This window comes from Parvimonas parva (assembly GCF_016552165.1).
Classification (GTDB): Bacteria; Bacillota; Clostridia; order Tissierellales; family Peptoniphilaceae; genus Parvimonas; species Parvimonas parva.
On sequence record NZ_JACVDA010000003.1, the window covers coordinates 67,400 to 91,440 of the forward strand.

The 24,041-nt window shown below is 27.8% G+C and carries 26 protein-coding genes and 1 other annotated feature; all 26 genes read right to left on the bottom strand.

What is annotated here, in order from left to right:
- Window positions 1–132: 132 nt before the first annotated feature.
- On the bottom strand, window positions 133–2,544 hold the full coding sequence (leuS, locus tag IBJ83_RS01490) for a leucine--tRNA ligase (RefSeq protein ID WP_201275062.1): 2,412 nt from the start codon (window positions 2,542–2,544) through the stop codon (window positions 133–135).
- A gap of 40 nt (window positions 2,545–2,584) precedes the next feature.
- Window positions 2,585–2,772, bottom strand: a binding site (T-box leader).
- 50 nt (window positions 2,773–2,822) lie between these two features.
- Entirely contained in the window at window positions 2,823–4,175 is a 1,353-nt protein-coding gene (locus IBJ83_RS01495) for an MATE family efflux transporter (protein WP_201275063.1), read from the bottom strand.
- Between the two features lie 9 nt (window positions 4,176–4,184).
- Entirely contained in the window at window positions 4,185–5,069 is an 885-nt protein-coding gene (locus IBJ83_RS01500; RefSeq protein ID WP_201275064.1) for an Hsp33 family molecular chaperone HslO, read from the bottom strand.
- A gap of 215 nt (window positions 5,070–5,284) precedes the next feature.
- Complete coding sequence (locus IBJ83_RS01505) at window positions 5,285–5,485, bottom strand: cold-shock protein (protein WP_068471890.1); 201 nt, start codon at window positions 5,483–5,485, stop codon at window positions 5,285–5,287.
- A gap of 109 nt (window positions 5,486–5,594) precedes the next feature.
- Complete coding sequence (locus IBJ83_RS01510) at window positions 5,595–6,206, bottom strand: thymidine kinase (RefSeq protein WP_201275065.1); 612 nt, start codon at window positions 6,204–6,206, stop codon at window positions 5,595–5,597.
- A gap of 2 nt (window positions 6,207–6,208) precedes the next feature.
- A complete protein-coding gene (locus IBJ83_RS01515; protein WP_201275066.1) occupies window positions 6,209–6,805 on the bottom strand; it encodes a peptidylprolyl isomerase in 597 nt (198 codons plus the stop codon).
- Window position 6,806: 1 nt separating this feature from the next.
- Window positions 6,807–7,322 carry a GNAT family N-acetyltransferase gene (locus IBJ83_RS01520; protein WP_201275067.1) on the bottom strand — a complete coding sequence of 172 codons (516 nt, stop codon included), beginning with the start codon at window positions 7,320–7,322 and terminating at the stop codon, window positions 6,807–6,809.
- Window positions 7,304–8,236 (bottom strand): RluA family pseudouridine synthase, encoded by a 933-nt coding sequence (locus IBJ83_RS01525; RefSeq protein WP_201275068.1) that lies wholly within the window; start codon window positions 8,234–8,236, stop codon window positions 7,304–7,306. Before IBJ83_RS01525 ends, IBJ83_RS01520 begins: the two co-directional genes overlap by 19 nt.
- A 3-nt stretch (window positions 8,237–8,239) precedes the next feature.
- Entirely contained in the window at window positions 8,240–8,908 is a 669-nt protein-coding gene (locus IBJ83_RS01530) for a uracil-DNA glycosylase (RefSeq protein ID WP_201275069.1), read from the bottom strand.
- 1 nt (window position 8,909) lies between these two features.
- The gene (lspA, locus tag IBJ83_RS01535; RefSeq protein WP_201275070.1) at window positions 8,910–9,362 is read right to left on the bottom strand and encodes a signal peptidase II; all 453 of its coding nucleotides are present in this window, start codon (window positions 9,360–9,362) and stop codon (window positions 8,910–8,912) included.
- Entirely contained in the window at window positions 9,359–10,138 is a 780-nt protein-coding gene (locus IBJ83_RS01540; RefSeq protein WP_201275071.1) for a YlmH/Sll1252 family protein, read from the bottom strand. Before IBJ83_RS01540 ends, lspA begins: the two co-directional genes overlap by 4 nt.
- A gap of 4 nt (window positions 10,139–10,142) precedes the next feature.
- On the bottom strand, window positions 10,143–10,613 hold the full coding sequence (locus tag IBJ83_RS01545; protein WP_068471906.1) for a cell division protein SepF: 471 nt from the start codon (window positions 10,611–10,613) through the stop codon (window positions 10,143–10,145).
- A gap of 87 nt (window positions 10,614–10,700) precedes the next feature.
- Entirely contained in the window at window positions 10,701–11,393 is a 693-nt protein-coding gene (locus IBJ83_RS01550; protein WP_201275072.1) for a YggS family pyridoxal phosphate-dependent enzyme, read from the bottom strand.
- Window positions 11,393–12,529 carry an HlyD family efflux transporter periplasmic adaptor subunit gene (locus IBJ83_RS01555; RefSeq protein ID WP_201275073.1) on the bottom strand — a complete coding sequence of 379 codons (1,137 nt, stop codon included), beginning with the start codon at window positions 12,527–12,529 and terminating at the stop codon, window positions 11,393–11,395. Before IBJ83_RS01555 ends, IBJ83_RS01550 begins: the two co-directional genes overlap by 1 nt.
- A 44-nt stretch (window positions 12,530–12,573) precedes the next feature.
- A complete protein-coding gene (locus tag IBJ83_RS01560; RefSeq protein ID WP_068471912.1) occupies window positions 12,574–13,851 on the bottom strand; it encodes an adenylosuccinate synthase in 1,278 nt (425 codons plus the stop codon).
- A 21-nt stretch (window positions 13,852–13,872) separates the two neighbouring features.
- Entirely contained in the window at window positions 13,873–14,484 is a 612-nt protein-coding gene (locus tag IBJ83_RS01565; RefSeq protein ID WP_201275074.1) for a phosphatase PAP2 family protein, read from the bottom strand.
- On the bottom strand, window positions 14,484–15,119 hold the full coding sequence (locus IBJ83_RS01570; protein ID WP_201275075.1) for a phosphatase PAP2 family protein: 636 nt from the start codon (window positions 15,117–15,119) through the stop codon (window positions 14,484–14,486). The genes IBJ83_RS01565 and IBJ83_RS01570 overlap by 1 nt, the downstream gene beginning before the upstream one ends.
- A gap of 219 nt (window positions 15,120–15,338) precedes the next feature.
- Window positions 15,339–15,569, bottom strand: coding sequence for a glutaredoxin family protein (locus tag IBJ83_RS01575; protein ID WP_068471918.1), 231 nt, complete (start codon window positions 15,567–15,569; stop codon window positions 15,339–15,341).
- An 83-nt stretch (window positions 15,570–15,652) separates the two neighbouring features.
- Entirely contained in the window at window positions 15,653–16,495 is an 843-nt protein-coding gene (rsmA, locus tag IBJ83_RS01580; protein WP_201275076.1) for a 16S rRNA (adenine(1518)-N(6)/adenine(1519)-N(6))-dimethyltransferase RsmA, read from the bottom strand.
- Between the two features lies 1 nt (window position 16,496).
- Window positions 16,497–17,048, bottom strand: coding sequence for a ribonuclease M5 (gene rnmV / locus IBJ83_RS01585; RefSeq protein ID WP_068471922.1), 552 nt, complete (start codon window positions 17,046–17,048; stop codon window positions 16,497–16,499).
- Window position 17,049: 1 nt separating this feature from the next.
- Window positions 17,050–17,820 (bottom strand): TatD family hydrolase, encoded by a 771-nt coding sequence (locus IBJ83_RS01590; protein ID WP_201275077.1) that lies wholly within the window; start codon window positions 17,818–17,820, stop codon window positions 17,050–17,052.
- Window positions 17,820–19,775 carry a methionine--tRNA ligase gene (gene metG / locus IBJ83_RS01595; RefSeq protein ID WP_201275099.1) on the bottom strand — a complete coding sequence of 652 codons (1,956 nt, stop codon included), beginning with the start codon at window positions 19,773–19,775 and terminating at the stop codon, window positions 17,820–17,822. Before metG ends, IBJ83_RS01590 begins: the two co-directional genes overlap by 1 nt.
- A 7-nt stretch (window positions 19,776–19,782) precedes the next feature.
- Window positions 19,783–21,093 (bottom strand): tRNA (N(6)-L-threonylcarbamoyladenosine(37)-C(2))-methylthiotransferase MtaB, encoded by a 1,311-nt coding sequence (gene mtaB, locus IBJ83_RS01600; protein WP_201275078.1) that lies wholly within the window; start codon window positions 21,091–21,093, stop codon window positions 19,783–19,785.
- 7 nt (window positions 21,094–21,100) lie between these two features.
- On the bottom strand, window positions 21,101–21,829 hold the full coding sequence (locus tag IBJ83_RS01605) for an RsmE family RNA methyltransferase (RefSeq protein WP_068471932.1): 729 nt from the start codon (window positions 21,827–21,829) through the stop codon (window positions 21,101–21,103).
- Window positions 21,822–22,760, bottom strand: coding sequence for a 50S ribosomal protein L11 methyltransferase (prmA, locus tag IBJ83_RS01610; RefSeq protein WP_201275079.1), 939 nt, complete (start codon window positions 22,758–22,760; stop codon window positions 21,822–21,824). Before prmA ends, IBJ83_RS01605 begins: the two co-directional genes overlap by 8 nt.
- Window positions 22,760–23,890: a molecular chaperone DnaJ gene (gene dnaJ, locus IBJ83_RS01615; RefSeq protein WP_201275080.1), complete on the bottom strand. Its 1,131-nt coding sequence runs from the start codon at window positions 23,888–23,890 to the stop codon at window positions 22,760–22,762. Before dnaJ ends, prmA begins: the two co-directional genes overlap by 1 nt.
- Window positions 23,891–24,041: the final 151 nt, after the last annotated feature.

Below are 24,041 nucleotides of genomic sequence, written 5' to 3' on the forward strand. Positions count from 1 at the left end.
TATATTTTATATTGTACCATAAAACAAAAAAATATACAAAAAAAGTAAGCCTATTAAACTTACTTTTTTGTAGTTTGAAAACAAATTTATTAATTAATATAAATTAAAATCATATCCATTATTTTTAGATTTTTATTTAACAACTATGTTACAAATTTTTCCAGGAACAAAAATTTCTTTTACTACTGTTTTTCCTTCGATGAATTTTTTAACACTTTCGTTGTTGTAAAGTTCTTCTTTAAAATCTTCAAATTTTGCATCCTTTGCAATCATTAAAGTAGCCCTAACTTTTCCGTTTATTTGAATTGGCATTTCTACTTCTGTATCAATAGTTTTTGATTCATCATACTTTGGCCAAGTTTGTTCGAAGATATATCCTCCAAAATTCATTTCTTGCCATATTTCTTCTGTAATATGTGGAGAAACAGGATTTAATAAAATTAAAAATATTCTTAAATCTTCTCTTGAAATTTCTTTTGTAGAATAAAATTCGTTTATCAAGCTCATAAGTGATGCTATTGCAGTATTAAATTTAAGATTTTCAAAATCTTCTGAAACTTTTTTAATTGTCTTATGGATTGACTTTTCTAAAGATTTTGTCATTTCTTCACTAGAATTAGTTATTTCTTGTAATTTCCAAACTCTATCTAAGAATTTTCTACAACCGTTAATTCCACCGTCAGACCAAGACGCACTTCTTTCAAAATCTCCTAAGAACATTTCATAGCATCTTAAAGCATCTGCTCCATATTTGTCAATCATTTCGTCAGGATTTACTACATTTCCTCTTGATTTAGACATTTTTTCTCCATTTTCTCCAAGAATCATTCCATGAGAAGTTCTTTTGAAATATGGTTCTTTTGTATTTACAACTCCTATATCATAAAGGAATTTATGCCAAAATCTTGAGTATAATAAGTGCAATGTTGTATGTTCCATTCCACCATTGTACCAATCAACTTGACCAAAATAATCTAATGCCTCTTTCCCAACAAGACTTTCTTTATTATGTGGGTCCATATATCTTAAATAATACCAAGAGGAACCAGCCCATTGTGGCATTGTATCTGTTTCTCTTTTTGCCTTCCCACCACATTTTGGACAAGTACAATTTACAAAATCATCAATTTTTGAAAGTGGAGATTCTCCAGTTTCAGTTGGTTCAAATGAATCAAGCTCAGGCAATCTTAATGGTAATTCTTCTTCAGGAATAGCAACCCAACCACATTTTTCACAATTTACTAGAGGAATCGGTTCTCCCCAATATCTTTGTCTTGAGAAAACCCAATCACGAAGTTTGAAATTAGTCTTTTTATTTCCTATTCCAAGTTCTGATAAATATTCAAAAATCTTTTCTTTTGCATCTTTAACTGAAAGTCCGTTTAAAAATCCTGAATTAACCATAATTCCTGTATTAGTGTCTGTATATGCTTTTTCATTAACATTTTCTCCACCACTTACTACTTCAACAATTTCCAAGCCGAATTTTTTAGCAAAGTCAAAATCTCTGGTGTCATGAGCAGGTACAGCCATAATCGCTCCACTTCCGTAAGTCATCAAAACATAATCTGAAATAAATACTGGAATTTCTTTTTGTGTGCAAGGATTGATTGCAGTAATTCCGTCAATCTTAACTCCTGTTTTATCTTTATTCATTTCTGTTCTTTCAAATTCAGATTTCTTTTGAACTTCTAAAACATATTTTTCAATTTCTTCTTTATTTTTTATTTTGCCAGCATATTTTTTTAGTAATGGATGCTCACAAGAAACAACCATATAAGTTGCTCCAAAAATTGTGTCAGGTCTAGTAGTATAAACTAAAATATCATCATCAATATCTTTCATTTTAAATTTAACTTCCATACCATAACTTCTGCCAATCCAGTTGATTTGTTGAGTTTTAACTCTATCAATAAAATCAACTTCTTCAAGGTCGTCTATAAGTCTATCTGCATATTCAGTTATCTTCAACATCCATTGATTTTTAACTTTATGTATAACTTCTCCACCACATCTTTCACAACAACCACCTACAACTTCTTCGTTAGACAAACCAACTTTACAAGACGTACAGAAATTTATAGGCATTTCCATTTTATATGCAAGACCTTTTTCAAACATCTTCATAAAAATCCATTGAGTCCATTTGTAATAATCAGGGTCTGTTGTATTTATTTCTCTGTCCCAATCAAAAGAAAAACCAATGCTCTTTAATTGTTTTTTGAAATTCTTAATATTATTTTTTGTTACAATTTCAGGATGAATTTTGTTTTTCATCGCATAGTTTTCAGTTGGAAGACCAAAAGCATCCCAACCCATAGTGAATAAAACATTTTGTCCTTCAAGTCTTCTCTTTCTACTTACAACGTCTAATGCAGTATATGGTCTTGGGTGTCCAACATGAAGTCCTTGTCCTGACGGATAAGGAAATTCTATCAATGCATAAAATTTTTCTTTATCATTTATTTCGCATTTAAAGGGTTTTTTTTCGTCCCAAATATCTTGCCATTTTTTTTCAATATTCTTTGGCTCATAATTTTTCATAACATTCCTCCATTCATAATATAAAAAAACTTCCGTCTCGAAAAGAGACGAAAGTTGAAATTTCCGTGGTACCACTCTAATTAGTAATTAACTCACTCTAAGATTATAACGTAATCAACGGCTTTCGCATTTCATGAGTAAATTCAATATACTAAAATATCATTTCACACCAAACAATGACTCTCTTAAAAATTAAATATATTTACTACTTTCAATCAAAAATTTTCTAAATTTACAATACAAATATTTTATCATATCTTTTATTTTTTTTCAATACATCAAAGTTCAAAATCAAAGTTTTTCTTGATGAATCGTTTAAAGAAAATATAATTTAATATTCCCTTTAAAAAAGTACAAAAAGAAATTACAACCCACATATAGCTTATATCCAATTTTGAATAAAAAACTAGATACGCAAGTGGAATTCTCAACGCATTTGAAAATGTACTTATTATCGTAGGCGTTTTTGTATTTTTAAGTCCGTTAAACATTCCTGAAATTCCTATTTCAAGAGCTAAAAATATTTCAGAAAAAGCTAAAATTTTTAAATAACTAACACCCATTCTAATGGTATTAACATCATTTTTTATAAATAGTCTGATTATGTAGTCTGATGAAAAATATAAAAAGAATGAACAAAAAATTCCAATTCCTAAAATTATCTTAAGACCTTTTTTATATCCCAAAACTATATTATCATAATTTTTAGCTCCATAATTTTGACCAATCAATGCACAAAGTGCAATAGAAAAGCCTTCAACAGTCATCCAGTTTATGGCCTCTATCTGTACTGCAACATTCTCTGCTGCAACGGCACTTTCTCCCCAACTTGCAATTATTCTAAGTAAAATAGTTGAGATAAAAGCAAATATACAAGATTTAAAAGCAGTTGGAACTCCAAGTCTTAAAACCTCATAAAAAGTTGGCTTACTGAAATTTTTAATTAAATTAAAGCCTTTTAAAATTTTACCATCTTTAATTGAAAAAATCACAAAAATGCTTGTAACAACTATTTGAGATAGAGTTGTAGCAACAGCTGCCCCTCTAACTCCAAGCTCAGGTAAACCAAAATAACCATAGATTAAAATCGGGTCTAAAACTATATTTATAATAAGCCCTAATGAATTTGCAATAAATGGAACTTTACTATTTGCTGAGCCATTAAAAACTCCTGAAAATAGTGGATTTAAAAAAGTAAAAGGAACTCCTAATATAACAACTTTCAAATAACTATTTGCAAGTGAAATTACTAACTCACTCTTTATGTTAAAAAACTTAATTACATCTAATCTAAAAATATATAATAATATCGCAAAAGTAATAGACATAAATAAATTTATAACAACAGAAGTGTCAATATATTTTCTAAATTGCTTATCATCTTTGGAGCCTACACTATATGCAACACCTATTTCTATCCCTGTTTTTGAAACCAAAACAAGAGAATTAGCAAACCACATTATAAATGCTACTATTCCAACACCTGCTATCGCCTCTGTTCCCAGCTTTCCTACCCAAAATGTATCCATTAAAGTGTAAGACATCTGTATAAAAGAAGTCGTCATTATTGGAAGAGATAACATAAATAAATTTCTATATATTCTATTATCTAATAAATTTATTTTTTTCATAAACAATTCCTAAAGTTCATTTAATAAATCTTTTATATCTTCAACACTTTTCTTGTACTTCTTATCACAGAAATTACAAGCAATTTCTATCTCTTTTCCCTCTTTCACTATATCATTAAGCTCTTTTTTACCTAAACTTAACAGCATATTATCTATCTTTTCATCACTACAATTACATTTATAATGAATAATCTTTTCTTCTATGATTCTAATGTTAAAAATCTTTAAAATAGAACAAATATAATCATAAAAACTCATATCATCAGACTTGGAGTTAATATAATTTTCCAACTCGGTTTTAAACATATCTGAGTAAATTGTAAATTGTGATAAATCTTTTTCTGTATAATTCGGCAAAAGCTCCATCATAAAACCAAAAGAAATATAATCGTCAAGAACCTTTTTTACTTCCAAATTAACTGACGTTACAGTTTGATTGGATGCACTAAAATAATTAGTAAAATTTTCACTAATATTTGAAGAAATTATACTTGTCTGTCCAATATATGGAGATTTTAAACCTAAATCTTTTATCAAAACAAGTATTCCATTATCTCCAATAAAATCTTTCGAAATTTTTCCCTTTTCATAGATTTTATCGTATTTACTTAAATTTTTATTTTCTAAATATCCGGTTATAAATGAATTGTTATATAACTTGGAAATAATAAGACCACAATCCCCATTTGTCTTTAATTTTAAATCTATACTATCAGTGTCGTTTTTTAAATCGGAATATAACAACGCATTCATCGTTAAAATTTTTCCCATTTCAATATTTGCACTAACAGAACTTTTTTGTAATTTTTCAAAATCTTTTACAATATCATCAGTAAAAGCGAAAAAAAATCGCATTGAATTATGCTCATCAATACATCTTAATATCTTTGCCATAAATACTCCTTAATATCAATTTCATATAAAATTATATACTAAAACTTTAAAGAAATCAATTGATAAAATAATATCTTTTTTTATTTTTAGTATATTTTTGACAATTTAAAAAATCTCCTATAATTAAAAAAATCCCCTAAAACTAGGAGATTTTACTTCTTGCTTAAAATTATATTATACCAATTTTAACTAATAATTAAGTTATTTAATTTTTATTATAATTTAACAACACCAGAAGCTTGAGGACCTTTAGCACCATCTACTACTTCAAATTCAACAGCTTGTCCTTCTTCTAAAGTTCTAAATTCACCAGTTTCTTCTAATGCTGAATAATGTACAAATACATCTTCTCCATTTTCAGTAGAAATAAATCCAAATCCTTTAGTTGCATTGAACCATTTTACAGTTCCCTTCATATCCTTTTATCCTCCAATACTATAGGAAATATGTAATATTTTAATATTACCTTATTACTATAACATAATTGGAAGAATAAAGCAATAGTTATCATTCTAAAAGTAAAATTTATTTATCATCAAGCATACTTAATTGGTTTTCCATTTGCTTTCTTAATTTTTCTTTTTCATAGTAGCATTTTCTACAAAGAGGCTCATAACTTTCTGATGCACCAAGTTTTATTCTTTCGTCATCTTGTGTTTTTCTGTAACTAACCCAAGCGTCAACTCCACAATTTGCACAAACGGCATGGTGCTTATAAAGATAATCAGCTCTTGGCATAAGTTCCTTTACAAGTTCAAAAGGTTCAGCCTTAAAGTCCATATCAAGTCCTGCAAGTACGATTGTAAATCCATTTTCTAAAAATAAATTTAAAGTTTCAACTATTTTACATATATCTCCTTTAATGAATTGTACTTCATCAATACCGATGACGCTTGCCTTACTTGTTTTCATAAATTCAATAATATCATCAATATTCTCAACCGGAATTGCCTTCATTTTATTATTGTCATGAGTAACAATTTCTTTGTCAGCATATCTATTATCAAATTTCGGTTTAAAAACTATCGTTTCATATTTTGCGATTTCAAATCTATTTAAATCTTTCCACAAACTTGAAGTTTTACCGGAGAACATACTTCCGGTATGTAAAATTAATTTTCCTTTATATTGATGCATAACTAACCCTCAAAAACAACTTCTTCCACAGATAAAATTACAATATCTTCCAAAGGTTTGTCATTTGAACAATAAGTATTTGCTATTTCATCAACAACTTCCATTCCTTTAAAAACTTGACCGAAAACAGTATGTTTAAAGTCTAACCAAAAAGCTCCACCATTTTTTTCATAATTTTCAACAACTTCATCAGGATATATTTTCTTATCAGAATTTTTCAAATAATTTATATAATCATCAGAAATCTTGCTATTTTGAACAATGAAAAATTGACTTCCATTTGTATTTGGTCCGGCATTTGCCATTGACAATGCTCCTCTATAATTTCTAAAATTAATGTCAAATTCATCTTCAAAAGCCTCTCCCCAGATGCTTTCACCACCCATTCCTGTGCCTGTTGGGTCGCCACCTTGAATCATAAAATCTCTAATAACTCTATGGAAAATAACTCCGTTATAATATCCTTTTTTAGCTAATGTAATAAAATTTTCACAAGCCTTAGGAGCAATTTCGTTAAATAATCTAAAAGAGATTTCTCCTACATTTGTTTTCATAACATAAATTTTTTCGCCAATTTTTGGCATTTCCAATTGTGACATACTACTCTCCTTTATAATTTCTTCTTAAAATTCCTCTATATACTAAAGTTATGTATCTTCCCTTTAAAAATTCAGCATCTTCAAATTCGCCTTCGATTTTAAGTCCACATTTTTCCATAACTCTTCCGGAGGCAACATTTTCTTTTATATGAAGTCCACAAACTTTATTAACTTTTAATGTATTAAATGCATAATCAAGCATAAAGTTTAAAGTTTCGCTCATATACCCTTTATTCCAATATTTTTTATTCAAAACATATCCAAAAGTCAAAGAATTATTTTTTATATCTGCTCTAAAATCAAAACTTCCAATACATTTATTAGAAATTTTTTCAACTATGGCAAAACAATATTCATTTTTCATAAAAATATCTTCAACAACTTTTTTAGTTTCTATAAGATTTTTATGTTTATCCCAAGTAACAAATTCACAAGTTTCATCATCACTTCCAAATTCGTAAACATCATCTATATCATCTAAATTAAATTTTCTAAAAATCAATCTTTCACTTTGCATAATAAATCCTCACTAAATTCTAAACCTGTTTTATTTAAAATACTAAAAAAGTATTCATCAGGTAAAACTGTAAAATTCATATTTTCATTTGTAATTGGGTGTAAAAATTCCAAATTATACGCATGTAGCATTTGTCCATTCGCCTTTATCTTTTCGTTTTTATTCCCATAAGTTTCATCTCCTACAATAGGGTGATTTAAGCTACTAAAATGAACTCTTATCTGATGAGTACGTCCTGTGTGAAGAGTAACGCGAACTAAAGAATATTTTAAATTTGAGCTTAAAATACTATATTCTGTAAGTGCATCTTTACCTGATTTACTTTTTACACTCATTTTTTTTCTATCTTTCTCATCACGACCGATAGGTTTATCAATGAAACCATGTTCTTTTGAAAAACTTCCATTACAAATTGCCAAATATTTTTTCTTTATAGCTCTATTTGAAAACATTTCAACTAATTGTAAATGTGTTTCATCATCTTTCGCACAAATTATAAGCCCTGTTGTATCTTTATCCAATCTATGAACAATACCCGGCCTTTCAGTATTTACCATTGATAATTTGCAATGATTTAAAAGCGCATTAACCAAAGTATGTTCTTCATTTCCAACAGCAGGGTGAACAACCATATTCCTTGGTTTATTTAGAATTATTATATAATCGTCCTCATATACAATATCTAATTTTATATCTTCAGCTATTAACTTTGTTTCTTTTTTTTCTGGAATTGAAACAAAAATTTCATCTCCAATTTTCAATATAACATTCGGTTTTACATTCTTACCATTTACCAAAACCAAATTTTTCTTTATTAACTTTTGAATTGAAGTTCTTGATAAATCAGAAATTTTAAGAGATAAAAACGCATCACATCTAATCTCTTTATCACAAATATATTTTAATTCAGTCAAAAATTACACTCTCCAATCTATCGGTTTAACTCCCTTGCTTATCAAAAAGTCATTCGCCTTAGAGAACGGTTTACTTCCAAAAAATCCTCTATGTGCAGAAAAAGGAGATGGGTGCATACTTGTAATTATAAAATTATTTTCATCTTTTTTAATTAAATTACTCTTTGAAATTGCAAAATTTCCCCAAAGCACAAAAACTTTAGGATAATCAAAATTTGAAATTATTTCAATGACTCTGTCTGTGAAAATTTGCCAACCTATATCCTTATGTGAATTGGGTTTTGCTTTTTCAACAGTAAGAGTTGCATTTAGTAAAAATACTCCCTGTTCAACCCAAGAAGTTAAATCTCCATGAGTTGGTGGTTTAATTCCTAAATCAGAATATAATTCAAGATAAATATTCCTAAGTGAAGGAGGAATTTTTTCTCCCTTGTTCACTGAAAAGCTCATTCCATTAGCTTGATTTTCTCCATGATATGGGTCTTGACCCAGTATTACAACCTTAATATCTTTAGGATTTATTTTATTAAAAATATTAAAAACAAATTCATTAGGTGGAAATATTGTCTTATGTTTATATTCCTCATTTAAAAAATTTTTCATTTTAATAAAATATTCTTTTTGAAATTCATCTTTTAAATATTCATTCCAAGCTACATAGTTTGAACTCATCTTAATTCTCCTTTTTAGAAAATGAAATAACTATAAGTAAAAAACAAGCTACACAAATATAAATATCTGCAAAATTAAAAACCGGAAAATCGTACAAGCCACCAAATCTTGTATGAATAAAGTCAACTACAAAAGAAAATCTGATTCTATCAATACAATTTCCCAATGCTCCACAAGCTATTAAAGCATATAAAACTTGCTCTATCTTAGAAATTTTTTCTTTATTTTTATTTATATAAAACAAAATTGCCAAAAAAGCAACTAAAGAAATAAAAATAAAGAAATATTTATATCCACTAAAACTTCCAAAAGCCACTCCAGTATTTTCAACATAAGTAAATTCTAACCAATCTTTAATGATAACAACTGAATCTACTCCTTTAAGTTTGGTTAAAGTAATGTATTTAGTTATTTGGTCTAAAAATAGCCCAATAATTAAAATTACATATATCATATAGAATACCTCTTAACATTAACAACATATTTATTCTTTTTAGTAAAACCACCTAAGCAATCTACCTTAAACTTTCCCTCTCCCCTTATTGAGATAATATCATTTTCGTTTATCTTCTTGTCAAAATCTTTACACTCTTCATAATTTAACTTAACATTTCCATTTTTTATAAACTTTTGAGAAAGCTCTCTTGAAGTTCTTGCAAGTTCTTTTACAAAACAATCCAATCTCAAACTTGAAACAATTATTTTTTCATCTTCATACTTTTTAAAACTTGTAGGAATAAAATTTTCATTTAAAATTTCTAATTTTAAGTCTTGCCTTGAAAATTCAAGACCATTTGAAAATATAAAAGTTCCAATCGGCTTTAAACAATAAACATACCAGTAACCGTCAATTTTTATAATCTCTCCAATTTTTTCACGACTTATCCCTAAATGCAAAATACTTCCTAAAATATTTCTATGCTCTATTCCGGAAATATCTTTAAATCTTAAAGTTTCTAAATAGTCATCTAAAATATAATCTTCTCTGTAAAAAATTATAAATTTTCTTTCAAAATCTTCGTCAGAAAAAATAATATCATAATTCAAGTCAAAGTTTTTTAAAACTCTTTTTACATACTCAAATTCCAAAGGAGTAAAAAAGTTAGAAACAAATATGTCCTTATAACTTTTTTCCATAGAAACAAGACCATCTAAAAATTTATTGATGGTCTTTTTTACTTCTATATTATTAATATTATCTAAAATCTTAAACTTATCAAATGATTTCATTTAATTATAATTGATAAAATCCGTTATTTTCGATTTGGTCTTTAACTTTTCCATCAATATCAATTCCCTTAGGAGCTAATATAAAAATGTCTTTTGTAACTTTTTGGATTTTTCCACTTAAAGAATAAATACCACCACTTACAAAGTCAAAGATTTGTCTTTTCTTATCAACTTCTAACATTTCTAAATTTAATACAACAACTTTTCCCTTTAAAACATCATCTAAAACTTGAGTTCCATCATCAAAAGTTATCGGTTCTCTAATAGAAATTAAAAATCTGCTAATATTTGGCATTGTAACCACATTAGATTTTTCTTTTTCTAAAGCTAATTTACTACTAGCGTTTTTAGCATAAGTTTCTCCAACTGATTTAGGTTGTTTTTCTACAACCACTTCTTCTTCATAATCATCGTATTCATCTTCTAAATCATCATTTCCAACAAATTTCTTTATTTTGTCCATAAAGCCTGCCATAACGTTCCTCCTCATATTTTTATTTTTTATAACAAGCGAAAATTTAAAATTTTCTAATTGTAATCTAAACATTATTCAACTAACAAATTAACATTTGATATAGTTTCTTTTACCAAATATTGAAGTTCCAATCCTTATAAGATTAGCGCCTTCCTCTATGGCAATTGTAAAATCATTACTCATTCCCATAGATAATATTTTCATATCCACATTTTTTAAATTTAATTTTGAAATTTCATCAAAAAGACTTTTCATCTTTCTAAAATAAACTCTTGTATCCTCAATATTTTCACAATATGGAGCCACAGTCATAAGTCCATTTACAAAAACATTATCTCTTTTTGAAATTTCTTTTATAAAATCAAATACATTCTCCTCAAAAATACCAGATTTACTTTCTTCTTTTCCGATATTTACTTCAACTAAACACTTTACAATAATTCCCTTGTTTTTTGCCTCCAAGTCCAATTTATCTAAAAGTGAAATTCTATCCAAAGAATGTATCAATTCAACCTTATCAATTATAGACTTAACCTTATTCGTTTGAAGATGCCCAATCATATGAAATTTAACTTTTTCCTCAAAATATTCATACTTTTTTAAAATTTCTTGAACTTTATTTTCTCCAAAAGTGTTAAAGCCTAAATCTATCGCCTCCTGAATCTTATCAACATCAACAGTCTTTGAAACAGGTAATAAAAATATTTCTTTTTCATCTCTATTTACATTTTTACAAGCTAGAGATATTTTTTCTCGTATATTATTTATATTTGATTTCATTATTTTAAAATTGCTCCTTCTTTAATCTTACTAGCATCTTTTAAAATATTAGAAAAAATTCCAACCGAGCTATTAACAGAATCAATATAAACCTTAGAATTTATCTTGTCGATAAATTTAATCACAACCTTTGACCTCTTAATATTATTAAAAGAATCAACAGTTAAAACATAATTTTCTCCATCTTTAGAAGTCAATGCACTAGAGGGTAACTCAAAAGCACCGGTAACAGATTTTACTACATTTAAATCTATAAATCTCTTATCTGCAACTTCGTTAAAAGCTGATGAGAATTGAGCAACTATTAAATCATATTCTGAACCACTCTTTATATTTTTTATAACTCCAGTAGCAACAGAATCTCCAATATTTACCTTTATGCTATTATTTACAGCTATATTATCCAACGCTCCAGTTTTTAATCTAATACATAAATAGTATTTTAAATTATCTACTATTTTTATGCCTTCGATATTTGATATATTATCACTACTATCAAAATTAAAATCTTTTTCGTCAATAGAATCAATAACAGAAAAATCATATACATTTTCAAGACCATCAATTTTTTTAAGGACAATTCCTGAATTTTTTGAAACAATTTTTCCAGAATTAATTGTATCATTTAACAAAGAATATCTAAAAAGTTTATCTGAACTGTATTTTTTCCCAAAAGCAATTTTATTTTGCTCACTTGAAAGTATATCAAAAGTTTTTGAAAAATTCTTATCTCTAATAAATTTCAAAATATTTTCCAAATCAATTTTTTCAGTATTTGTTTCCTTACTTTCAGATTGTTTCTTTAAAGTTTCAACCTTTTCAGCCAAATAATCTTTAAAGTTCGAATCAATTTTGGAAACATCAACCTCTCCAATTTCTTTATCAACATTTACTTTTGAACTATCTACTTCAATATCACTTTTTCCTAAATAATATAAGTATTCATCTTTTATAACTAATGCTTTAGAAGAAAGTTTTAAGTCATAAGTTTTAGGTTTTTCTAAAACAATTATTTCATCACTATAATTTTTATTAAAAAACACATTTTTAACTAAAAACAAAATACCAAATAAAATAAAAATAATTAAAACCCAATGTCCTCTAGCATTAGACAAAACATTATTACGTTTTTTCATATAATACCCAATTATGCAATTTACAAAAATAAAACAATATTTAATTATCTATTTTTATAAATTATATCTTCTCTCTTTGGACCATTAGAAATCATCTTAACAGGAACTTCCAATTCTTTTTCTATAAACTCAATGTATTCTCTACATTCAACTGGCAATTCTTCATAATTTCTAATTCCTCTAATATCTCTATTCCAACCTTTTAATACTTTCCAAACAGGTTTAGCTTTTTCTATCAAAGTTGTAGTTGGAAAATCTCTAGTAACTTTACCATCAATTTCATATCCAATACAAACTGGAATTTCTTCTAAATATCCTAAAGCATCAATAACAGTTAATACAGCCTCTGTACTTCCTTGAACTCTACAACCATATCTTGAGGCAACAGCATCAAAATAACCAACACGTCTTGGTCTGCCTGTTGTAGCACCATATTCACCCTTATCTCCACCACGTTTTCTTAATTCTTCAGCCTCTTCTCCAAAAATTTCACTAACAAAAGCTCCTGCACCTACAGCGCTGGAATATGCCTTAACAACTGTAACAATATCAGTAATTGTATAAGGTGGAATACCTGCACCAATAGCTCCAAAACCTGCTAAAGTTGATGAAGAAGTTACCATTGGATAAATTCCATGGTCTGTATCTTTTAAAGAACCTAATTGACCTTCAAGTAAAATCTTTTTACCATCTTTAATTGCATCATTTAAAAATTTTGACACATCACAAACATAAGGTTTGATTGCATCTCTCCAAACAAGCATAAGCTCATATAATTCTTTTGCATCAATTTTTTCTTTTTTATATAAATTTTCTAAAATTATATTCTTATATTCAACAACTCTTTCAACTTTTTCAAATAAATTATCATCAAATAATTCACTAACTTGGAAACCAATCTTAGCATACTTATCTGAATAACAAGGAGCTATTCCTGATTTTGTAGAACCAAAAGAATTTTTTCCAAGTCTTTCTTCTTCATAAGCATCAAAATCAATATGATAAGGCATAACAAGTTGTGCTCTATCTGAAACTAAAATATTAATATCAGGAACATTTTTTTCCTTTAAATATTCAATTTCTTTAAGTAAATAAGGAATATTAAGTGCTACTCCATTTCCAATTACAGATGTTGTATGTTTATAGAAAACACCTGAAGGTAGTAAATGTAAAGCAAATCTTCCATACTCATTTATTATAGTATGACCTGCATTAGAACCTCCTTGAAATCTAACGATAATATCAGCATTTTCTGCTAACATATCCGTTATTTTTCCCTTTCCTTCATCGCCCCAATTTGCTCCTACTACTGCTTTAACCATAGTTAAAAATCCTCCTAAATATTAAAATAAAAATTTATAATAAAATCCAATATTATATAAATATATTGTCCAACTAAAAAATACAAGTCCTATCAAAGAACCAAAAACAACATCTGAAAACCAATGTACTCCAACAACAATTCTACTTATTGCAATACTAAGTCCAAATAAAAGTCCAATAGTCATCCAAATTGGAAATGAACTATGTCCACTAAATAAAACATACATTACAGTAGGATAAAAACTAAGTCCTATGCAAGAATGTCCACTTGGAAAACTATATCCCCAATATTTTATATCAGAATGTGAAACAGGACGTTCTCTTCTAAATAAAAATTTAAATGAATTTAAAAATATCATATTAAAAATTGAAGAATTTAATATTGCACTTGCCAATACATAATTCTTCTCTGAAACAGAATAAAAGAAAATTGGAAATATAATAATCAATGAAGTTACTACATCCCCCATTGAAGTTATATGTTTCATAGAAGATTTCAAAAATCTTAAATTATTATTTTGAAAAAAATTCTTCAATTTTAAATCTATTAAAAAATTCTGTTTTTTTAATTTATTTCCAACTATCGAAGTCAAAATAAAGACTACAATAGAAAATATAATCAAATATATCATTAACTCCTCCAAAAACTAAAATACAATCTTTTAGCCAAATTATAACAAAAATAACCCAATATAAAGCCAATAACAACATCAATCGGCCAATGAACTCCTAAAATCACTCTACTAATAGCAACTAAAAAAATCAAAATATAAACAATCACATCAATTATCTTGCTATTTAATTTTTCTCTTAGTAAAAACCTAAAAGTTAAATAAAAGGAAGAGAAATTCATTGAATGACCACTTGGATAACTAAAACCATTCATATTTATTACAAAAAATTCAATCGGTCTTTGTCTTGATACAATCAACTTAATTAACTCATTAAGAGCAAAAGTAAAAATTAAAACAATAAACAAAAAGACAAACTCTTTCTTTAAATTATTATAATAAAAATAAATTCCAAAAGGAATAAATAAAAACAAATAAGTTCTACTATTTCCAAGAGTTGTTATAAATTTAATAAAATTTAGAAGAATACTACTTTTAGTAAAAATATTATTACTTTGAATAAAAAACATAATTTTATAGTCGATACTGTCCTTTAAATTAATATTTTTTAAATAAAAACCTAAAAAAATACTACAAACTAAAACAGTAAAAAACAAAATTATGAAATTTTGAAGATTTAATTTTACTTTTTTCATTTTATCCTCCTAAATCACAATAATTATAACATAAATTAAGCTATTAATCAAAATTTTTATAATTAACTTATAAAAAAACTACTATAAAATTATGTATATTGTAAAATTACAAAAATTTAATAGTAGTTTATTTCAAACAAATTAATCTCTTAAAAATAATTTTTAATATTATACAAAAAAGGTTCAGTAATACTACTGAACCAAAATTTTTTATTTATATTATAATCCTAATGCTTTTGTTAATTCAGCTTTATCGAAACCAACCATTTCTACATCGTCAACACAGATTACAGGAACGCCCATATGTCCTTTTGCCATTAATTCTTTTCTAGCTTCTAAATCTGTTGAAACATTTTTTTCAATGTATTCTACATTGTTTGCTTTTAAAAATTCTTTTGCTTGTTTACAATAAGTACAAGATTCACTTGAATATACTACTACTTTTGCCATTTTAATTTCCTCCTAATTTATCAATCAAAGTTTTTTGATTTTTTATTAATTTTTTTATACCCTAGAAATTTATCACTAAACAATTAAATTTCTTCATATTCTTTTGCAATTTTTTGAAATTCTATAAGTGATAATTTTTCAGCTCTTGTTCGTGGGTCTATATTTAATTTTTCTAAAACTTTAATAATTTTTTCCTTTTCAATTCCGGATTTACAAAATGAATTTAAAATTGTCTTTCTTCTATTTTCAAAACCGTTTTTTATTAGTTTGAACATAGTTTTTTCATACTCAAACCTTTCTTTTTTCAATTTCATATTGACAACTGCACTATCAACATTAGGCGCCGGAACAAAAACATTTCTTGAAACATTAAAAGCTATACTTGCATCTGCATAATATTTTACAAAAAGACTTATGCTTGAATTGTCTTTGCTGTTCTCATCAGCTACAAGTCTTTGAGCAACTTCTTTTTGTACCATTATTGTTACAGACTCCAAGTCTAAATCACTTTCCAAAATTTTTGTTATAATCGGTGTTGTTACATAATATGGTAAGTTTGCAACTACAACTATTTTCTTTTGAGTAAATTTTTCTTCAATAAGTTTTTTAAAATCAATCTTTAAAGCATCTGACTGAACAAATTCAAAATTGTCATATTCACTCAATGTGTAATCCAAAACTTCTTTTAATCTTGTATCAATTTCTATGGAAACAACTTTTCCTGCCTTTTCCAGCAAAAATTTTGTAAGAACACCAAAACCCGGTCCAATTTCTATTACTCCATAATCTTTGTCAACTTCTGAAACTTCAACTATTTTTTCTAAGATATTTCTATCTGTTAAGAAATTTTGTCCAAAATTTTTAGAAAAAGAAAATCCAAACTTATCACAAATTTCTTTTATTACAGATAATTTATATAAATCCATTTTAAACTTCCTCTCCTAAAATTTTTTCGGTAGCTAAAAGCAATTCTTCTTTAGTTATTCCAAAACTGTTTAATCTGTTTACAAATTGTTTTGAATTACAGTAGCCAATTTTAAAATATTCACAAAGTTTTTCTCGATACATTTTGCTATTTCCTGTTCCACTTATTCCAAGTGAAATTAAATCACTCAAATCAATTTCATCTTTTCTTTCCAAAACTGTTACTTTTGCATTTTCAATCGCCTCAATTACATCTTCAACCTTTGCATTCTCAACGCCTACATTATCGCCTTTTAATGCAAGATTTCTACTTAAAAAAGCATTTTTACAATTTGGAACAACTCTATTTATATTTTTTCTAATCTTTTCTCCTGCATAGTCGGGGTCGGTAAATACAATTATCCCACATTTTTCATTTGCCTCTTTTAATCTTTTTAACAAATTTTTAGAAAAATGTGTCCCGTTAGTTGCGATAACATCACAATCAAAGGCTGATTTTACTTTTGAAATATCATCTTTCCCCTCAACTACTATTATTTCCTTAATTTTTTTCATATTAATCCTCTATTGAAAAAAGATTTCTAACATTACTATTTGTATTATAAATTAAATCATTTATTTCAATTTCTTTAAGTTCTGCAACTTTTTTGGCAGTGAATCTTACATACTTTGGCTCATTTCTCTTTCCGCGATTCGGCTCAGGAGTTAAGTACGGACTATCCGTTTCCACAAGCAAATTATCAAGTGGAATAGTCTTTACCATTTCTCTAACATTAACTGCATTTTTAAAAGTTACTGCTCCGGAAATTGAAATATAATATCCAAGCTCCATAAATCTTTTTGCCATTTCACTTGAACCGGTATAACAATGCATTACTCCGAAAACTTCTCCTTTAAATTCAGATAAAATATCGTAAGTATCTCCCATTGCATCTCTTGTATGAATTATAACTGGAAGATTTCTTTTTTTAGCTATTTCCAGTTGTTTTCTAAAAATTTCTTTTTGTTTTTCTCTTGGAGAATTGTCGTAATAATAGTCAAGTCCAATCTCTCCAATGGCAACTATCTTTTCGCTAAAAGACATTTCATAAATTTTTTCCAAATCTTCATCAGTTATTCCTTCAACTTCATGTGGATGAATACCGACAGCTCCATAAACTCTATCGTATTTTTTTACAATTTCTATAATCTTTTCACTTGATGCAATATCACAAGCAGGGTCAACGATAAAGTCAATCTCGTCATTTTCAAAATTTGAAATTATCGCATCTCTATCTTGGTCGAATTTTTCATCATCAATGTGGCAATGACTATCTACTATCTTCATTATGATACCTTTGTTCCTTCTTTCATATCACTTAAAACAGTCAACACACTCAAATCTTTATCGTCAGAGGCAGCAAGAATCATTCCATTACTTTCAACGCCTCTTAGATTAACCGGTTTTAAGTTTGTAACAACGATGACTTTTTTACCTATCAAGTCTGTTTCTGAATAGAATTTTCTTATTCCTGAAACGATAGTTCTAACTTCATTTCCTAAATCAATTTTGAAAACTAAAAGTCTATCAGCTTTTGGGTGTGGCTCACATTCTAAAATCTTTCCAACTTTTAATTCAACTTTTGCAAAGTCATCTATTGTTATAGTTTCTCTTTCTTCTACAACTTCTTCTTTTTCTTTCTCTCCTGAATTTTTCTTCTTTCTAAATTCTATAAGCTCAGCATTTTTTTGAACAATTATCTCTAATTCTTTTTCAACATCAAGTCTGTCAAATAAGTTTTTACCTTTACAAACTTTTGTGCCTTCTTTAATAAGACCGAATTTAGTTAAATCTTCATAAGAAAATTCACAATAACCGATTTGTTCATTTATTTTTGATGAAGTTTCACTCATAAACGGCTTGATTAAACCTGAAATAATTCTAATGCTTTCAAGTAAATTGTAAATTACAGTCTTTAATCTATCGACTTTTTGCTCTTTAATCAAAGCCCAAGGAGTTGTTTCATCTATATATTTATTTGTTCTTCTAACAAATTTCCAAATTTCTTCAAGTGCCATTGAGAAGTTAAGTTTATCAATTAAGTCAGAAACTCTATCTCTTGTACTTGTTGCCATTTCAATTAAATCGTTGTCAAGTTCTGTTAATTCTGTTTGAGCAGGAACTAAACCTTCAAAATATTTTTCACACATTGCAACACTTCTTGAAACTAAATTTCCCAAATCATTTACAAGGTCTGAGTTAATTCTATTTAACATTTTTGAATAAGTGAAGTTTCCATCTTGTCCAAAAGTAAATTCTCTAAGCATAAAATATCTTAAAGCGTCCATTCCATATCTTTCGATGATTGGTTCTGCGTAAACAATATTTCCTTTACTTTTACTCATTTTATCTTCATCGAATAAAATCCAACCATGTCCGAAAATTTTCTTTGGAAGTGGTAAATCTAAAGCCATTAAGATTGCAGGCCAAATAATTGCATGGAAACGCATAATTTCTTTACCAACTAAATGAACATCACAAGGCCAGAATTTATTGAATTTTTCTTCATCTGTTCCATATCCTATACCTGTTAAATAACAACTTAAAGCATCTATCCAAACATATACAACATGCTTTTCATCAAAAGGAACTTTAACACCCCAATCAAAACTTGAACGTGTAACAGAAAGGTCTGTTAAACCCTCTTTAATGAAACTAATCATTTCATTTTTTCTTGATTCAGGTTGAATGAAATCCGGATTTTCTTCATATAATTTTAGAAGTCTATCTTGATATTTAGAAAGTCTAAAGAAATATGTTTCTTCTTCACTAGGAACAACTTCTCGGCCACAATCAGGACATTTATTTCCCTCTACAAGTTGACTTTCAGTCCAAAAAGCCTCACAAGGAACACAATACATTCCCTTGTAACTTCCCTTATAGATTTCACCTTTTTCATAAAGTTTTGTAAAAATTTCCATAACATTTTTTTCGTGAGTTTTATCTGTACTTCTAACAAAGGCATCAAAATCTATATCTAAAGTTTTCCAAAGTTCTTTTGCACTTTCAACTATAGGGTCAATATATTCTAACGGTTTTTTACCGGCTTTAATTGCAGAATCTTGTAACTTTTGACCATGTTCATCAGTACCCGTTGTAAAAAATACATTAAAACCTTGAGTTTCTTTATATTTTTTCAAAACATCTGCAACTATTGTTGTGTAAGTATGTCCCAAATGTAAATTACTATTTGGATAATAAATCGGTGTTGTTAAATAAAAATTTTTCTTTTCCAAAATAATCCTCCTATCAAATCTTTATTTTACTTGCAAATCCAAAAATTTCTTCTCCCTCAACTGAAAGACCATTACAATAAACTACTTTATTTTTCATATTTTCATTGTATGGAGCAGAGAATCTGATATAATTTCTCGTATAACCCACAAGTCTATTTCCATTAACATTTTCTTCAAATAGCACTTCATGTCTATCTGAAATTTCTTTTTTCAAAAATTCCGTTGTCATATCTTTTGCCAACAAAATTAATTCATTACTTCTAAGTTTCTTTATATTACCGTCAACTTGTTCTTTAAAATTATAAGCCGGAGTTCCTTTTCTTGGAGAATATTTAAAGACATGAATTTTAGAAAATCCAATTTCTTTTACAAATTCTAAAGTTTCCTTAAAGTCTTCGTCATTTTCTCCCGGAAAACCAACGATTATATCTGTTGTAAGAGCAACATTTGGAAAAATTTCTTTGATCATTAAAACTTTTTTTCTATACATATCCGTTGTGTATCTTCTATTCATAAGTTTTAAAATCTTATCGCAACCACTTTGTAACGACAAGTGGAAATGCTCACAAACTTTCTTGCAATTTTTAAGTCTTTCTAAGAAATCTCTCGATATAATTCCTGCCTCAATTGAACTAAGTCTAATTCTATCAATATTTTCTATCGTAGATAATTTTTCTATAACATCAATAAGTCTAATATCATTTCCAAGGTCAAGTCCATAAGAGCCAACGTGAATTCCTGTTATAATTATCTCCTTATATCCGTTGTTTCCAAGTTTTACAGCCTCATCATATATATTATCAATCGGTCTTGATTTAATTGGACCTCTCGCATAAGGAATTATACAGTATGTACAAAACATATTACAGCCCTCTTGAATTTTTATATATGCCCTTGTTTTGCTCTCTTGATTGTCGATTGACAACACATCGAAACCACAATCTTTTGTAAGCTCTGAAACAATATTAAATTTTATATTTGATTTTTTAGATTCTTCACATAATTCAACTATCCTAGCTCTATTTTTCGTACCGATGATTACATCAACATCATCAATCGCAGAAATCTCGTCCGGTGCAACCTGTGAATAGCAACCTACAACGGCTAAAATAGCATCTTTATTTAATTTTTTTGCTCTGGAAATAAATTGTCTTGATTTCCTATCGCTCAAATTAGTAACGGTACAAGTATTTATAACATATACATCGCATATATCATTTTCGTTACAAATCTCATATCCTCGCTTTTTAAATAACTCCTGCATGGCCTCAGTTTCATACTGATTGACCTTGCAACCCAGAGTTAAAAAACTAACTTTATTCATAAACCTCCTACATAAATTCATATTGTAAAATTGAAAGTAAATTTATGCCTGCAGTTTCTGTCCTTAAAATTCTAGCACCAAGTCCAATGCTATAAGCACCTTTTTGAGTTAGAGATTCAACCTCTTCTCTCTCAAATCCACCCTCTGAACCTATCAATATATAAATATCTTTATGGACATTTTCTTCCTTTATCTTGGCAATTATATTTTTTAGAGAAATATTTTTATCCTCCTCATAAGCGACAAGCAAAATATTATCTCCAACAAAATCCATAATTTCATTAAACTGTATCAATTCATTAACTTTAGGAACAATCAATCTCTTTGACTGCTTTGATGCCTCATAAGAAATTTTTTGCAATCTTTCAATTTTTTTATGCTCTTTTTTTTCATCAAATTTTACAACACATCTTTTAGAATTTACCAAAGTTATATCAAAAACTCCAAGCTCAACAGCCTTTTGCACTATCAAATCCATCTTTTCGCCCTTTGCTAAACATTGGAGCAAATGAATTTTTACATTTGATTCAGTATTTTCTAAAGATTTTTCTAAATTATATACAGAAATGTATTTATCACAAATCTGTATATTTCCAATATAAAGTGCTCCCGAAACTACAACTTCGATTTTCTCGTCCTCTGCAATTCTAAGAACTTTTTTTATGTGATTATAATCATCACCATAAATTTTAACTTCTCCGTCTATAATAGACTCATCTGTAAAAAATCTATGCATTTTTTCTCCTTGCAATAACACAAACCCAGTCTTTATTTTTGTTTACTTCCAGAATTTCAAAATTACTTTCAATCAAAGCATCTTCAACGTCTTTGTACTTTGAATCAATAATTCCTGAGCCGACAAAAATTCCATCATCTTTTATAAATTTACTTATATCTCCAAGTAATTTTACCAAGATATGTGCTAATATATTTGCAACAATAACATCAGCTTTTGAATTTAATTTTTCACATAAATCTCCATGATGAACTATAATTCTATCTTCAACTTTATTAAGTTTTGCATTGTCTAAAGTAGCCTCCACACCTAGAATATCAATATCTACTGCCTCAACCTTTTTGGCCCCAAGTTTTAAAGCTCCAACAGATAAAATTCCACTACCTGAGCCTATATCGAAAACTAATTTATCTTTTAACTCTAATTTTTCAAGAGCCTCTAAACATAAAGCTGTTGTTTCGTGAGTTCCTGTTCCAAAAGCCATTCCGGGGTCTAATTCAATCATAACTTCATTTTCGGATAAGTCATATTCTTCCCAAGTTGGTTTTATGATGAAATTTTTACCGACCTTTGTTGGTTTGTAATATTTCTTCCATTCATTAGCCCAGTCCTCAGTCTTTATCTTAGAATCTATCTTTAAAATGACTTTTTCATTATATTCCTTTTCAAATTCTGAAATTCTTTCATTTAAAAGTTTTAAATTTTCTTCAAGCTCATCATCATTTTTTAGATAAGTTTTAGCAGTAATAAATTCACTCTTAACAAAATCTTCCTCATCTAAAACTACCCAATAAGGCTTTTCTTTCGCAAACTCTTCATAATCTCTTGAATCTGATATATTTATACCATCAATATCAAATAAATAAAGTATTCCTACAATATTATTTTCATATTTATTCTTTACTACAACTTCAATTTCGGTCCAATCCATTATTCAAATAGCTCCTTTACTTTTTCAAAAAAGTTCTTCTTATGCTCTGTTAAATGTTCTTCTCTTTCATTAGAAAATTCTTTCAAAAGCTCTTTTTGTTTATCAGTTAAATTCTTTGGAGTAATAATTTTAACCTTAAAACTTAAATTACCCTTCCCATATCCATTAACATCAGAAATTCCTTTATCCTTTAAAGTAAATACAGTTCCTGTATCCGTTCCTTCAGGAATTGTATAAGTTTCTTTTCCTTCAAGAGTCGGAATTTCCACTTCTGCACCCAAAGTTGCCTCTGTAAAAGAAATTGGCAATTCATAAGAAACGTCGTTTCCGTTTCTTACAAAAAGTTCATGAGATTTTACTTTAAAAATTACATAAACATCTCCATTAGGTCCACCATTTTCTCCACAATTTCCTTGAGCCTTTAAAGTCATAATATTATTTGTATTTACACCCTTAGGAACTTTAATAGTGAATTTTTTTCTAACTAAAACATATTTTTTACCCTTACATTTTTCGCATTTTTCTTCTACAATTTCTCCTGTACCGTTACATTCGCTACATAATTCCTCAGATACAACTGTTCCAAAAAAACTTTGTCTTTGAATTCTAACACTACCACGTCCATTACATTTTTTACAAGTTACCTTTTTTGTTCCGGGCTTTGCCCCTGTTCCTGAACAAGTATTACATACAGTTTTTACATTTACAAAAATTTCTTTTTCTACACCATTAACTGCCTCAAAAAAATCTAAATCTAAATAAACTTCAGTATCTTGACCTTTTCTTGGACGATTTGAATTCCTTGAACTTGAACCAAATCCACTAAAGCCTCCAAATCCACCAAAGAAACTTTCAAAAATATCTCCCATATCTGAAAATCCACCAAAGCCTGAGCCACCTGATGCGTTTGAATTAAAACTTGCCTCTCCGTATGTATCGTACTTTTGCCTTCTATCATCATCGCTTAAAATTTCATAAGCAAAGTTTACTTCTTTAAAATTTTCTTCTGCCTCTTTATCATCAGGATTAACATCAGGATGATATTTCTTTGCAAGCTTTCTATAAGCAGATTTTAATTCTGCTCTATTACAATTTTTATCCACCCCTAAAATTTCATATAAATCTCTCATAATCTCTCCTAACATAAATAAATCATAATTTCTCAATATATTATTTTACCATAAAATGAACTTTCTTTCCACTATTTTTATCTGTTTTATGGCTTGTGTTATTAAAAATAATAACTCGTATATTGTAAAATTAAGTTAGCCACATATAGAA

What these genes read in the sequence shown, in the direction of transcription:
- IBJ83_RS01590 (WP_201275077.1), bottom strand. Translation starts at nt 17,820, where the DNA reads ATGAAGATAGTAGATAGTCATTGCCACATTGATGATGAAAAATTCGAC.
- dnaJ (WP_201275080.1), bottom strand. Translation starts at nt 23,890, where the DNA reads ATGAGAGATTTATATGAAATTTTAGGGGTGGATAAAAATTGTAATAGA.
- IBJ83_RS01510 (WP_201275065.1), bottom strand. Translation starts at nt 6,206, where the DNA reads ATGCATCAATATAAAGGAAAATTAATTTTACATACCGGAAGTATGTTC.
- IBJ83_RS01545 (WP_068471906.1), bottom strand. Translation starts at nt 10,613, where the DNA reads ATGGCAGGCTTTATGGACAAAATAAAGAAATTTGTTGGAAATGATGAT.
- lspA (WP_201275070.1), bottom strand. Translation starts at nt 9,362, where the DNA reads ATGATATATGTAATTTTAATTATTGGGCTATTTTTAGACCAAATAACT.
- IBJ83_RS01560 (WP_068471912.1), bottom strand. Translation starts at nt 13,851, where the DNA reads ATGGTTAAAGCAGTAGTAGGAGCAAATTGGGGCGATGAAGGAAAGGGA.
- IBJ83_RS01550 (WP_201275072.1), bottom strand. Translation starts at nt 11,393, where the DNA reads ATGAAATCAAATATAAATAATATACGAGAAAAAATATCTCTAGCTTGT.
- IBJ83_RS01505 (WP_068471890.1), bottom strand. Translation starts at nt 5,485, where the DNA reads ATGAAGGGAACTGTAAAATGGTTCAATGCAACTAAAGGATTTGGATTT.
- IBJ83_RS01540 (WP_201275071.1), bottom strand. Translation starts at nt 10,138, where the DNA reads ATGAAATCATTTGATAAGTTTAAGATTTTAGATAATATTAATAATATA.
- IBJ83_RS01530 (WP_201275069.1), bottom strand. Translation starts at nt 8,908, where the DNA reads ATGAGTTCAAACTATGTAGCTTGGAATGAATATTTAAAAGATGAATTT.
- IBJ83_RS01520 (WP_201275067.1), bottom strand. Translation starts at nt 7,322, where the DNA reads ATGCAAAGTGAAAGATTGATTTTTAGAAAATTTAATTTAGATGATATA.
- leuS (WP_201275062.1), bottom strand. Translation starts at nt 2,544, where the DNA reads ATGAAAAATTATGAGCCAAAGAATATTGAAAAAAAATGGCAAGATATT.
- IBJ83_RS01495 (WP_201275063.1), bottom strand. Translation starts at nt 4,175, where the DNA reads ATGAAAAAAATAAATTTATTAGATAATAGAATATATAGAAATTTATTT.
- prmA (WP_201275079.1), bottom strand. Translation starts at nt 22,760, where the DNA reads ATGGATTGGACCGAAATTGAAGTTGTAGTAAAGAATAAATATGAAAAT.
- IBJ83_RS01605 (WP_068471932.1), bottom strand. Translation starts at nt 21,829, where the DNA reads ATGCATAGATTTTTTACAGATGAGTCTATTATAGACGGAGAAGTTAAA.
- IBJ83_RS01500 (WP_201275064.1), bottom strand. Translation starts at nt 5,069, where the DNA reads ATGGCAAAGATATTAAGATGTATTGATGAGCATAATTCAATGCGATTT.
- rnmV (WP_068471922.1), bottom strand. Translation starts at nt 17,048, where the DNA reads ATGAAAAAAATTAAGGAAATAATAGTAGTTGAGGGGAAAGATGATATT.
- IBJ83_RS01570 (WP_201275075.1), bottom strand. Translation starts at nt 15,119, where the DNA reads ATGAAAAAAGTAAAATTAAATCTTCAAAATTTCATAATTTTGTTTTTT.
- IBJ83_RS01555 (WP_201275073.1), bottom strand. Translation starts at nt 12,529, where the DNA reads ATGAAAAAACGTAATAATGTTTTGTCTAATGCTAGAGGACATTGGGTT.
- rsmA (WP_201275076.1), bottom strand. Translation starts at nt 16,495, where the DNA reads ATGGATTTATATAAATTATCTGTAATAAAAGAAATTTGTGATAAGTTT.
- IBJ83_RS01575 (WP_068471918.1), bottom strand. Translation starts at nt 15,569, where the DNA reads ATGGCAAAAGTAGTAGTATATTCAAGTGAATCTTGTACTTATTGTAAA.
- IBJ83_RS01565 (WP_201275074.1), bottom strand. Translation starts at nt 14,484, where the DNA reads ATGATATATTTGATTATATTTTCTATTGTAGTCTTTATTTTGACTTCG.
- mtaB (WP_201275078.1), bottom strand. Translation starts at nt 21,093, where the DNA reads ATGAATAAAGTTAGTTTTTTAACTCTGGGTTGCAAGGTCAATCAGTAT.
- IBJ83_RS01515 (WP_201275066.1), bottom strand. Translation starts at nt 6,805, where the DNA reads ATGTCACAATTGGAAATGCCAAAAATTGGCGAAAAAATTTATGTTATG.